The organism is Providencia sp. PROV268, from assembly GCF_028477805.1.
GTDB classification, from domain to species: domain Bacteria; phylum Pseudomonadota; class Gammaproteobacteria; order Enterobacterales; family Enterobacteriaceae; genus Providencia; species Providencia stuartii.
Window position 1 is genome coordinate 257,145 of record NZ_JAMPLW010000006.1, and the last position, 12,270, is coordinate 269,414.

Below are 12,270 nucleotides of genomic sequence, written 5' to 3' on the forward strand. Positions count from 1 at the left end.
CTCTACTTTATTAGATTATTATTTTATAAGATATTGACTATCTAACCCTTTACCATAATCATTGATATAGTTTAGAGAAACCTTATTGGAACTAGCCCCTAAATTAGAAACATTAATTACTGTTTCAGAGCGTGGTTCTAAATAGCTTGGTGCTTCGACTTCTCTGTTATTAATTTTTATTTTTGCAATGTTAATATAAAATGGTGTTGGGTTAACAACCTTGACTCCAGCGGTAGAGCGAGACCAAGTTAACTCATTGACAACATCTTCAAGCTTTTTATCGGATAATGCTGTAGGTCGATAAATTAGCTTTATTTTGTTTGTCATTGAATAACGTAAAACGTTTTCTAAATCCTCACTACTTGGTGCCACAAATTTTACATTTAGCCAATATAATGCTTCTTGGTCACTCGGTAATGATGCTATTTTAGTCAGTTGGATCGTGTTTTTTTGCTCAGATTTTAGCTTAATTAATGGAGGTGTTACTGCAAAATCTTGTGTTATTTTTCCATTTTTATCTTCCACCCAAGATTGAAGTAAATAATTCCTATTTTTATCTGTATTAAATGCAACAACACCTTCGCTATTCTCTTTTTCGTGATAAATAACACGCGTTGTTTCTAAACCAAAGCCAGCATAGCTGGTTGAACTAGCAAGAAAACACAATAACAGTGTAGGAACTATTTTTTTCATAAACATAGGATGTCCTCCAAGAAAAAAAGTAACGCAGATTAATAATTGATAATCTGCGTTATCAAATTATTTATAAGTAATTTTATAATTTAATGTTGCGTCTGCTTGGCCTGCTTCTACGTCATCGTCTGTACTTACATACTTAGCAATAAAAGTTCCAGTCCATTGAGCACTGTTACCATTTACTTTTATTTCTTCACTTTTACTACCATTAATTTTTAATGGCTTGGATAGGTCATCTTCATTGTAAATACGGATACCCACATTTTTTGCAACGCCAGCACTACCTTTATTGTCCAGTTCTAAGATAGTTTTATCAAAACGGTTTTCATGACCCGTTAAATTGATAGAGATAGTACCTTGATCAGGACAGTCAATTAATTTAATTTTTAATTTACCATCACCACCAGTACCACCAACCTCATCACCTTCTTCAGTAAACTCACTAGTAGCAAAACGTCCCATTTTTACATCAGCATTTGGTGAGTTAGTATCATTCAGGCTAATAGTGCATGTAGCATTATAAATAAGTCCTTTAAACTTAATCGTTCCACTTTGCTCTTCTGCTGTTGCTGAAAAAGCAAATGCTGAAGCAATAACAGCCATAAAAATATTTCGAGTTGATAATTTTTTCATTGATATACCTTTACACTCTACGTAGTAATTAATAGTAATGTTAATTATTCAGCGCGTAATTAATAAAATAGTATAGATATAGGTAAATATCGCTATTCTAAAAATTAATGCGAGAACATATTAAAGACTTATATACACAAATAAGAAATAGTTAAAAATTCATGTTACCCGACTGGTGAGTAACATGTAAAAAGAGTATATAACATTAAAGTAGTATTTGATTTGTGTAAGTTTTTCAAAACGTAAATTTTAGAGGTGACAAAAAAACAACTCACACATCACAACTCATTGTTATATAGGAATATTATTTTTTGATCTGCATCAAAAAATGAATAATTAAAATTATATACCTAAAATTACTTTATTATCATACGGTTATGTATAACTGTTTTTACTTACCTATATTGAACATCTTTATCTGCTCTGTAGTACTTTTTTACATTTATTGCGGGTAAAAATATAGTTTCCTTGTTGATTATTTTAACTTTTATAATAATTTGGTTTTCTAAATAAAAAATAAGGCTAAGATAAATCTCACTCATTTATCTTGGCTTTATTCAATAATTTTTTTCTTATCTTTATTGGTAAACAATATCGATAGTCATGGAGGCATTTGCAAAACCAGGTGTTACTTTTTCATTTATTTGTTTATAGTAACCCCGCATAAAAATATGAATGTCACCCTCACTCTTTACACTATTAATAATTTCATTTCGTACATTGAGCGTTAATGCTTTCCAATTATTTTTATCCATTGAATATTCTGTTTCTATCCCAACCCCCGTTGCAACGCCATCGACCGCATCAAGCGCTAAGACACTAGATTGACCAGAATAACTGTTACCTTTAGGTATAAATATCACTGGAATATTACTTGGACATTTCAAGCTAATTGACCAATCTGCCTTTGGGCTAGTCGAACCAACGCTGCCTCCCAAACCTGTAGAGCTTAAATAAATATCCCCTAAATTAATATTTTTAGTTTGGTTCGAACTTAAATCACAAGTTGAAGCTTTTACAGCACCTGTGATGTTGACTAACACATCGTAACTGTAAGCATGGTTTATAGTTAACCCGAAATAACTCAGCAATACTATCCGCAGTATTTTTTTAGTGGTCATATTAATTGGCCTGTACGACAAAGGTAACCGAAGCGTTTGCTTTACCTTGTGTAATTTTACTATTGGTTTGAACATAACGAGCACGCACTTTTAATTCAGTATTTCCCTTATTAATAGCTTCATTCTGCATAAAGTTATATAGCGTATTAATATCTCGGTTGACCCAATTGTGGAGACTATTTTCATAGCTTTGTAATTCAATTGCAGCTCCCGTTGAATATCCATCACCTTTATCAAGCGATAAATAACGGCCATTAGATTCTGAAACACCTTGAAATTGGCCATTTAATACACTCATTTTATCTGGGCAATCAAACTCAAGTGTAAATTCAATCCATTCAGACTGGGAATTTATTGCACTGCCAAAACCTCTAGGACTATTAGTTAGCCAAGTTCCTAAATCAACACTGATATTCCGTGTTTTGATACCACAAGTCGAATGTTTAATGCTTCCTGTATAATTGACCATTACTGTTGCAGAGGCCGAATTAATCAGAATAGGGATAAGGAATACGAGAAAAAAATAACGTATTAGATTGTAACCTTGTCTCATGGTATCAATCCTTTAGTCATAAGCAAACGTTAGTGTTAATGCTGCATTCCCTGAACTCGCTTTAACCTTTTTGGCCGTTTTAACATATTCAAAACGCAATGGAACGGTATAATTCTTTTTGCCTGCTTCCGTACGAAATAGAAGCTGATGATTATCGGTAACAACGTTTTTATCACCACCAACTTTTAATGCCGGAGAGCCATTATGAAAAACCTGCACGCCATAGCCAGGTGAGTCCGAGTTATCTGTTAACTCGATGAAATCACTGCCTATTTTAGAGGCTCTTCCATATTCGCCTAATGTCATATAAACACGCATCTCAGCATTACAACTCATCTCAATACTTTCTTCTGCTAAACCAAACCTATAGCCAACATCAAACCTATTTACCCTATTTAGATCATGCTCCCCTAAATCGATATTTAATCTTTTTGTATTGATATTACAAGTAGAGGCTGTCGACTTTAAATGAGTATAGCTACTATCTATAAATCCATCATAAGTATATTGGGGATCATCGTCCTTATAACAGGTAAAAAATGCCCGAGCATCGCGAGAGATCTTTGTATCACCTTTTGGCGGGATACCATCAACTCTGACTCTTGCAAAGGCAATTTCAATCCTAACCTCAGTATCAGGTTTTTCTAAACCAAAAAGGCCACTTCCATACCTATCTTTTATTGGATACCACTCAGGATCACCATCCTCTCTAATTCCCCAAGCATAACCAACGCCTTTAACATTTCCAGCATAAACAGGGAACGCTTTTCCTCCAAAATTAACTGTTAGGCCTGTTGCGTACCTAGCATCATAAAATATCATTTCGGTAAACTTCCCTTGTTCTTTCGGGTTATTAAGGTTGCTTTGACAAACTGTTCCTGAATATATTTGCCATCCCTCCCCGATAATCGTTCCCGATGCGACCTCTCCCGCAGCATCATCAAACACTAATTCTGAATCAGGAAAAATGATCCTTGCAGAAATATCTGAACTTATAGCTATATTTGGGTAACCACATAGCAATCCGAGAAAAAATGCAATTGATGATAATTTTAATACTGTATTTTTCATTTTATCTCCGTTCTTTATTCACATATTGCTTGCAGAGATGCTACTGGCATTTGCTTTTCTTGTTCATTAAGTTGGTAATTGGCCATACACTGTTCATCTGTTTGATTTCCCCATTTAATATGGATCTTTCCTTGCTCTGGCATACCACTAAAATAAATATCACCATTATCCCCAACAATACCACCACTGCTTAATCCATCTTGTTCGGAAACTAATTGTCCTATTGAACCAAAAGGAACGGCTTTCCCATTGTGCGTCACTGTCAATAAAACACGATATCCTGTATATGTCTTAAACTCCGCTAACATTGCCGCACCTCTTGTCGGAACTAGGGTCAGTGCGCTTTTTTGCAAATCAACATTTTCTGGTAATGACGTGGTATCTAATAACACTTCATTCTGTGTATAGGCGCTGAGATAAGGAACTATCGCATAACCTCGCCAATCAGTTCTTATTCCTGTTTTATTTTTAACTTTAACCCCTTTTGCTCCCGGTGCCTTCACAATAGCAAAAGAGTCATAGATTGGCTGAGATAATGTCACACCATCAGAGTGCACAACAATGGCACCATTTAAGCCATAATTGGCGCGTTGTGAAAATTGGTCATAGCTATAGCCAGCATTTGCGATGGTATACGTACTTTTATAAGATAATGAAGCATTACCTTGTGCTTTTTGATTTCGATTGCCGTATGACTGCTGTACTGAATAATTTAAATTATGATCATCCAACAGGGATCCACTCAATCCAGCCATATAATTACTATCCCCTCTGTTATTACTACTCATAGAGAGGTTTAGCATACTATTATTAATCGATAGGCCACCAAGAGGTATGCTAAAAGAGAGAACAAATTGGTGATCAGCCTTATCGTAGCCTGAAAAATCAGAATAGCTATAATTCAAGGTATATTGGTAACCTTTATAGTTATTATTGTAACCCGCATTTAATGTCCGCTCATGACCACTTTGATTCCAAAAATCTTGCTGATAAGCGGAAACATAAAGGTTGCCATAAGCCTCCAAATCCTGATTAACCGTCGCTTGATAACGATTTTTTTTGCTATAAAAACTGTCTCGCAAATAATTAGCGTTAGCTTCTGGGAAAGAATAAAAGCCCTCAGTTGAATAACGATAACCTGCAAAGGTGACTGTGGTACCTGTAGTTAACAGATTTTTAGTATATTGAACACGGTACGATTGACCTGTTTTTTGTCGGTTATCAAATTGAGTAAATTTTGTTTTTGCTTGGGTCACATCTGAAGACAAAGCACCAACATAACCTAGGTTTAATCCAATACCCGCAGCATAAGATTGGTAATCTTTGGAAAATAGACCACCGCCATACGCCGTTATTCCTTTAGGTAAACCATAAATGACCGTTGCTTGCGCAAAATTAGGCTCTTTGCCACTGTTATTATTTTTAAATTTCCCGCCAGTCACTGCGTATTTCAATTGACCTTCACGCTGCATAATGGCTAATGAAGAAAAAGGAACGATAAATGAGCGTTCACTCCCATCGGCCTCTTTTACCGTCACCGTTAAATCTCCGCTCGTTCCCGTCGAATAGAGGTCGTTTATTTCAAAGGGGCCGGGTGAAACATAAGATTGATAAATAATATAGTCATTTTGTTTTATCGTTATTTCGGCATTACTTTGCGCAATTCCTCGGATGATCGGTGCAAAACCACGTAGAGAGCTGGGGATCATCGATTCATCTGAAGCGAGTTTAGCACCACGGAATTGAAAACCATCAAAGACCTCACTCGGCGTTGAAGTATCACCAATTGTTAATTGAGATTTAAGAGGGTTAATGCCTCGTTCAAGGTAGGTTTCAATATTTTGCCAACGGCTTTGATTATTTTGATAAGAATACGTTGAATAATTTTTTAAACGCCAAGGGCCAACATTTAACCCACTGCGTAAGTTAACATAGTGGGATGACGTATCTGCATGAGAAGATTTATACCAAGTGTTAGATCCCCGATAAAAATAACTTAATACCAGAGCGGGTACACCATCATCCCATAAACTAGGATCAACTGTTCCAGACGCTGTTTTATTCATCGCTATCTGAGGAATAGAAATAATCAGCTTCTGGTTAGTCAATTCAAGCCGTGTATACGCATCTGGAATATACTTTGAAATATCTTCAATTGGCTGTGTTTCAGTTAAATTGGCAAAAGTAGGAAGGGTTTTAACATTAACCCCCCAATTTTCAAGTTCCTCTTTAGTGAGTACTGGTATTAATTTTTGATCCTCTTTGCTCTTAACAAAAACCAAAGATTTAGAACCTACTCCTCGCCCATTTAAGACAATATCTACATGATATTCGCCCTCCTGCTGTCCTCCAGGCGTTGAAAATTGCTCTAAACTTTGCAGTTCGGCTATATTTTGTCCATTAACTGGCGTTAACGAGTGAGGACTAAAATAGTCACCAGCAAACGCCATTGGAAGGCAAGCAACTGACAGAGTTAAACCTGCAATGGCTTTGCTGAGCGAATGAGGAGCAATCTTGCTGAGTTCAAATATGGATACTAAATTTTCTTGTATGTACTCGTCTTTATTAAAAATTAGCATAATAGTAAAATTCCATACCTGACTTTAATTTTTTATTATTTTAATTCTTGCTCTTGACTATCTGTTATCCCACCAACATCAGTCACGGCTTTCCACATCACTTTATTAACTTGAATACCTGAAATATTCCACGAATGCTCTCCCATAGGAGGAAGCATAACAGGCTCGTCGATAGATTTATTCCCTACTTTTAATTCACTAAAAGAGACATAATAAGGTGTTGGATTTTTACCCACTAACAGGTTGCCTTTTCTTTCAAATGTCACTTTTTTATAAGCAGCCCCTGCGTCTGCGCTCGATAATGACTTAGGGCGATAAATCAGTTTGATTCGATTATTAATCGAAATAGTCAGGTTATTTTTAGCATTAGGATCAGTCGGTGGAATCGACTTTACATTCAACCAAAAAACGCTTTCCTTATCGTCAGGTAGATCTTTACCTGTATAAACAATCCTCAATGAATTGCTGGATTCAGGTTCAATTCTAAATAAGGGAGGGGTGATAACAAAAGGTAACTTAGTTTGATTATTACTATCGAAATGATCAATCCAAGATTGAATTAAATATGGTGTCTTATCATTATTACGAACTGTAATGGAAGCTTCTTTGCTGTTTGCATCATAAATAACCCGTGTTCCACCAAGTACAACACTTGCATTCGCTTGGGTTACGATTAAAAAGAAGAAAAAAAGAGTAGATATTAATGTTTTAACCATAATGCTATCCCTAAATATGGGGAACATACCTTCTGATAATCACGTGTAGAATGATATGTTCCCATTAATGCTAAAACTTTGTTAAATTAAATCGAGAATTTTTCTCACTTTAATTATTATTGTTTATTTACTTGGCATTATTGGTTATAAGAAATTGTTACTGTCACATCCGCGTTAGCCACACCCGCTTTTACAGGGCCAGTTGTCACATAACGGGCATAGTATTCCTTCTCACCGCTATTATTAGCTCCTTTAAGTTCAATTTCACCCGCTGGTGCTCCAGGGGTAATATAAGCTGTATCGCTTTCAGCATGAGTAATACCAATACCAGCACCAACTTCTGTGGATGTTTTATATAAGCTGCTATTTGTACTATCCGCAGTTCCAGTGAAAGTGATCTTTGCTTTTTTAATAACATCAGGGCATTCGTTAAGTGCAATCACAAACTTTGTTGGTTTTGTTGTTTCATCGGATTTTTGAAAATGGCTCACCAACCAAGTGCCTAACTGTACTGTTCCTTCACTTGAGTTCTCATTATTTGTTTCGATAGTACAAGTTGATTCAACAAATTGCCCTTTAAAATGGATAGTTCCCGTTTCTTTACCATCAATGACATCTGCATTTGCAACGCCAGTGAATAAAGACATAGTGATAGCTGAAGTAACTAATAAGGCTTTATTTAGTTTCATCTTGATGACTCCTAAAATATATAATTTGTTATCTAATTCTTTTATTGGTATTTCACTATGAAATTACATAGTTTAATAAGGTTATTTCTTATCTCGACCATCCTGCATAGGAGTATATGCAATTTATGTGTAAAATCCAGTTTACGTGTGAAAACCGTTAATTTACATTAAAAACAAACAAATCACTAAACAAAACGCTATAAAAAAGAAAATCACAGAACAAAAAAACAAAAATAAAACACAAGGAAGCTATTAAATCCAATTTGAGGGATAAGAGAGTATTCAATATTCTAATACATAAATGTAAGGCAATATTTCACCCTACTGTGCTGATATCTCTACTATTTTGCGTTTGCTATTTTTTTTCGATATCAGAAAACACAATAAAATCATTATGTTAAGAATATCTATTTTTCCTACCCAACGAAAAATAAAAAAAATTTAAGATTGAAATTATTTTAATACTTTTTTGTTAGTTACATTTGAACATATATCGCAAAAAGACAGTTTAGTTATATTTATCTCATAAATTATAGTGATTATTTTTTATTAATATTATTTACGCAAGAAACCAAACTAAGTATATTTTCGTAACTGTATTCCATGTTAATTTCATGATTGATAAAAATCTGAATTGAATATAGGGATCTAACTAATCGTCGATAGATATTAAGGTATAAAAAAACCCCCAATAGTTAGCTAGCTATTAGGGGTTAAATTAAATCACTTTGAGATAAGAAAATAAGTTATATCGTTAACTTCTTAGCCCTCTCCCTTGCTCAATTAAATACCATGTTAATCCATAAAAAATCACAAAGAAGATCATCAATACACCTAATGTCACGGCAATTGATACATCAGCAATACCTAAAAAGCCATACCTAAAGCCACTGATCATATACACAATCGGGTTGAGTTTTGATACCGCTTGCCAAAAGGGAGGTAATAATGAGAGTGAATAGAATACGCCACCTAAATAGGTCAATGGTGTCAATACGAAAGTAGGAACTATGCTGATATCATCGAATGTTTTGGCAAAAATTGCATTTAATAACCCTGCCAGTGAAAAAACGATTGAAGTTAATAACAATGTAATTATCACCATACTCCAAGAATGTACTTGGAGTGGAATAAAGAACAGTGACACGATGGTGACAAGTAGCCCAACCAAAATACCGCGAGCAACACCACCACCAACAAAACCAGCAATGATGACATGTGTCGGTACTGGCGCAACGAGCAATTCTTCAATGTTCTTTTGGAACTTAGAGCCAAAGAATGAGGAGCAGACGTTAGAATAGGAGTTCGTTATCACTGCCATCATAATCAAGCCAGGAACAATAAACTGCATATAATCTACCCCACCCATATCGCCAATTCGGGAACCAATCAGGTTACCAAAAATGACAAAATAGAGAGACATTGTAATCACTGGCGGTAATAACGTTTGTACCCATATACGACCAAAACGTGTGACTTCTTTAATCCAAATAGTCTTTAATGCGACCCAATATAGAGAAATCATTGTGCTTCCTCCAAACGAGCGGCATGACTTTCTTTTTTCACTAAGTTCACAAACAGTTCTTCCAACCGGTTAGCTTTATTGCGCATACTTAAAATTTCGATGCCTTGCTCATTAAGTTGGCTAAATACCCCATTTAATCCTTGCTCTCTTTTCACATCAACTTCTAAGGTCGACGTATCAATTAAACGAGTTTCATACCCTTTAAGCTCTGGAATAGGGCTTCTTGTGCCAAGGTCAAAAATAAAGGTTTCAGATTCCAGCTGACTTAATAATTGTTTCATACTCGTATTTTCAACTAACTCGCCATGCTGAATAATACCAATATTGCGACAAAGCATTTCTGCCTCTTCAAGGTAGTGTGTGGTCAAAATAATCGTCGTTCCTTGTGCATTGAGCTTTTTCAAAAAGCTCCACATAGAACGGCGTAATTCAATATCGACCCCAGCGGTCGGCTCATCCAAAATCAGTAGTTTTGGCTGATGCATTAGCGCTCGTGCAATCATTAAGCGACGCTTCATCCCACCGGATAGGTTACGCGCGCGCTCATTGCGCTTTTCCCATAAATCCAATTGAGAAAGATAGGTTTCTGCCCGTTGATGGGCTACAGAACGAGAAACCCCGTAATAGCCCGCTTGGTTAAGTACTATCTGTAACACGGTTTCAAATGGGTTAAAATTAAACTCTTGAGGAACTAACCCTAATTGTTGTTTAGCTTGTACGACTTGCTTGTCTAAATCATAACCAAACACTTTAACAGACCCACTCGTTTTATTGACCAATGAGCTAATTATTCCTATTGTGGTCGACTTACCAGCGCCATTAGGTCCAAGTAATGCATAAAAGTCACCATCTTCTACGCTTAGATCAATTCCTCGCAAGGCTTTCACGCCACCTGGATAGGTTTTGGTGAGCTGCGATAACTCAAGTGCGTAAGTCATATGTAAAAAACACCTTTATTCTTGGGTAGGTTTGGGAGCAATATAATACTATGATGCCATTTTTTTCTGATCACTGTTATGCAGAAAAGAGAAAATAGGTATATGCTAACCAATTCATGTGGTTAGCCATATCAATATTGTCTAATCAGAATGAAATGCACATCATAAGGATGTAAAGATTAATACAACTGAATATTAATTAATAAATAAATGCTGTATAAGATTTTAACGTAAAGTAACACAACTAGGCTATACGTCATGATGAGAAAAATTGAAGAGCTGTTTGCTAACAACGAAGCATGGTCAGCTTCCGTAAAAGAAAAAGATCCTGAATTTTTTAAAGAACTATCCAAAGCTCAGAAACCGAGGTTCTTATGGATAGGTTGTTCAGACAGCCGAGTACCTGCCGAAAAATTAATCAATGCTGCACCAGGCGATCTCTTCGTTCACCGTAATGTTGCAAACTTAGTTATCCATACCGACCTAAACTGTTTGTCGGTTATCCAATATGCTGTTGATGTCCTTCAGGTTGAGCATATTATCATCTGCGGCCACTATGGATGTGGTGGTATTGAGGCTGCGGTTGACAATACTGAACTTGGCTTAATCAATAACTGGTTACTGCATATTCGTGATATTTGGTACAGACACAGCTCAATGTTAGGTGAATTAAAACCTTGCGAACGCTTAAATCGCTTATGTGAATTAAATGTCGTTGAGCAAGTTTACAACCTAGGTCACTCAACCATTATGCAATCAGCGTGGAAACGTGGGCAAAAAGTGATGATCCATGGTTGGGTTTACGGTATCAACAATGGTCGTCTACATGACTTGCATATTACCGCAGATAGCCGTGAAAGATTAGAGCTTTGCTACCGTGAAGCAATTGCTAAATTGACCAATAAAAAATAATTTTTATTTATCGCGATAAACGAATAAAGGGCCGTTCCATGGAACGGCCCTTCTTTTAACTAACGCATCGAATATTATTCACTTACTCTTCAATCAGCGTGACATGACCAATATAAGGTAAATGACGATATTGTTGTGCATAATCGATACCATACCCAACAACAAATTTGTCTTCGATTGAATATCCAATCCACTCGACAGGTACTTCAACCTCACGGCGTGATGGCTTATCAAGCAGAGTACAGATTGCCACGGATTTAGGACCGCGCAATTCAAAGATCTCACGAACCTTATTTAAGGTATTCCCTGAATCAATGATATCTTCAACAATCAACACATGCTTATCGCGAATGTCTTCATCTAAGTCTTTGACTATTTTAACATCGCGACTTGAGTTCATTGCGTTACCGTAGCTTGAAACGGTCATAAAATCGACTTCGTGTGGGACTTCAATCTTACGGCATAAGTCAGCCATAAAAATAAATGAACCTTTTAATAAACCTACTAAGACCAGCTCGCCATCAATATTTTTATAATGTGCGCTAATTTTTTCAGCTAGTTCACTGACTCGCTGGCTGAGCTCTTCTTCAGAGATCATCACTTCTAGTGTATGTTTCAATTTCCCACTACCTATTTGTTTTGAATACTAAAATTCACATTTCTATGATAAGACGCAAAACGCTTTTAAGCCGCGACCAACAGCAACATTAGAAATATGAGAACAAAATTTGGAAGGAGTATAACAGAACTCACCATTTGTCGTAAAAAAGGATCCGATAACTTGTTATAAATTTTATAACTCATCTTTCACAATTTCAGGCAATATGGCCTTTTTAT

The 12,270-nt window shown here is 35.9% G+C and carries 12 protein-coding genes; 1 reads left to right on the forward strand and 11 read right to left on the reverse strand.

Features of this window, described 5'->3' with window-relative positions; translation table 11 throughout:
• Positions 1-18: 18 nt before the first annotated feature.
• The 10 genes from PR699_RS06320 to PR699_RS06365 form a co-directional block, all read right to left on the reverse strand.
• Positions 19-699, reverse strand: coding sequence for a molecular chaperone (locus PR699_RS06320; RefSeq protein ID WP_004922557.1), 681 nt, complete (start codon positions 697-699; stop codon positions 19-21).
• A 60-nt stretch (positions 700-759) separates the two neighbouring features.
• Entirely contained in the window at positions 760-1,329 is a 570-nt protein-coding gene (locus PR699_RS06325) for a fimbrial protein (RefSeq protein WP_004922560.1), read from the reverse strand.
• A 578-nt stretch (positions 1,330-1,907) separates the two neighbouring features.
• Entirely contained in the window at positions 1,908-2,450 is a 543-nt protein-coding gene (locus tag PR699_RS06330; protein WP_004922566.1) for a fimbrial protein, read from the reverse strand.
• Between the two features lies 1 nt (position 2,451).
• Complete coding sequence (locus PR699_RS06335; protein WP_004922571.1) at positions 2,452-3,003, reverse strand: fimbrial protein; 552 nt, start codon at positions 3,001-3,003, stop codon at positions 2,452-2,454.
• A gap of 12 nt (positions 3,004-3,015) precedes the next feature.
• Complete coding sequence (locus tag PR699_RS06340; RefSeq protein ID WP_014656578.1) at positions 3,016-4,074, reverse strand: fimbrial protein; 1,059 nt, start codon at positions 4,072-4,074, stop codon at positions 3,016-3,018.
• Between the two features lie 14 nt (positions 4,075-4,088).
• A complete protein-coding gene (locus tag PR699_RS06345) occupies positions 4,089-6,653 on the reverse strand; it encodes a fimbria/pilus outer membrane usher protein (protein ID WP_036941329.1) in 2,565 nt (854 codons plus the stop codon).
• 35 nt (positions 6,654-6,688) lie between these two features.
• Positions 6,689-7,369, reverse strand: coding sequence for a molecular chaperone (locus PR699_RS06350; protein WP_014656581.1), 681 nt, complete (start codon positions 7,367-7,369; stop codon positions 6,689-6,691).
• A gap of 137 nt (positions 7,370-7,506) precedes the next feature.
• A complete protein-coding gene (locus tag PR699_RS06355; RefSeq protein ID WP_004922584.1) occupies positions 7,507-8,058 on the reverse strand; it encodes a fimbrial protein in 552 nt (183 codons plus the stop codon).
• 754 nt (positions 8,059-8,812) lie between these two features.
• Positions 8,813-9,583 (reverse strand): ABC transporter permease, encoded by a 771-nt coding sequence (locus tag PR699_RS06360; protein WP_014656582.1) that lies wholly within the window; start codon positions 9,581-9,583, stop codon positions 8,813-8,815.
• Positions 9,580-10,521, reverse strand: coding sequence for an ABC transporter ATP-binding protein (locus PR699_RS06365; RefSeq protein ID WP_004922590.1), 942 nt, complete (start codon positions 10,519-10,521; stop codon positions 9,580-9,582). The genes PR699_RS06360 and PR699_RS06365 overlap by 4 nt, the downstream gene beginning before the upstream one ends.
• 258 nt (positions 10,522-10,779) lie before the next feature.
• On the opposite strand from PR699_RS06365, the gene can reads away from it, so the two are divergent.
• Entirely contained in the window at positions 10,780-11,433 is a 654-nt protein-coding gene (can, locus tag PR699_RS06370; protein ID WP_004922593.1) for a carbonate dehydratase, read from the forward strand.
• An 82-nt stretch (positions 11,434-11,515) separates the two neighbouring features.
• Here the strand turns inward: can and hpt are convergent, their stop codons facing one another.
• Complete coding sequence (gene hpt / locus PR699_RS06375) at positions 11,516-12,052, reverse strand: hypoxanthine phosphoribosyltransferase (protein WP_014656584.1); 537 nt, start codon at positions 12,050-12,052, stop codon at positions 11,516-11,518.
• Positions 12,053-12,270: the final 218 nt, after the last annotated feature.

Excerpts from the sequence above, each read along its gene's own strand:
- PR699_RS06320 (WP_004922557.1), bottom strand. The coding sequence starts at position 699 with ATGTTTATGAAAAAAATAGTTCCTACACTGTTATTGTGTTTTCTTGCT.
- PR699_RS06325 (WP_004922560.1), bottom strand. The coding sequence starts at position 1,329 with ATGAAAAAATTATCAACTCGAAATATTTTTATGGCTGTTATTGCTTCA.
- PR699_RS06330 (WP_004922566.1), bottom strand. The coding sequence starts at position 2,450 with ATGACCACTAAAAAAATACTGCGGATAGTATTGCTGAGTTATTTCGGG.
- PR699_RS06335 (WP_004922571.1), bottom strand. The coding sequence starts at position 3,003 with ATGAGACAAGGTTACAATCTAATACGTTATTTTTTTCTCGTATTCCTT.
- PR699_RS06340 (WP_014656578.1), bottom strand. The coding sequence starts at position 4,074 with ATGAAAAATACAGTATTAAAATTATCATCAATTGCATTTTTTCTCGGA.
- PR699_RS06345 (WP_036941329.1), bottom strand. The coding sequence starts at position 6,653 with ATGCTAATTTTTAATAAAGACGAGTACATACAAGAAAATTTAGTATCC.
- PR699_RS06350 (WP_014656581.1), bottom strand. The coding sequence starts at position 7,369 with ATGGTTAAAACATTAATATCTACTCTTTTTTTCTTCTTTTTAATCGTA.
- PR699_RS06355 (WP_004922584.1), bottom strand. The coding sequence starts at position 8,058 with ATGAAACTAAATAAAGCCTTATTAGTTACTTCAGCTATCACTATGTCT.
- PR699_RS06360 (WP_014656582.1), bottom strand. The coding sequence starts at position 9,583 with ATGATTTCTCTATATTGGGTCGCATTAAAGACTATTTGGATTAAAGAA.
- PR699_RS06365 (WP_004922590.1), bottom strand. The coding sequence starts at position 10,521 with ATGACTTACGCACTTGAGTTATCGCAGCTCACCAAAACCTATCCAGGT.
- can (WP_004922593.1), top strand. The coding sequence starts at position 10,780 with ATGATGAGAAAAATTGAAGAGCTGTTTGCTAACAACGAAGCATGGTCA.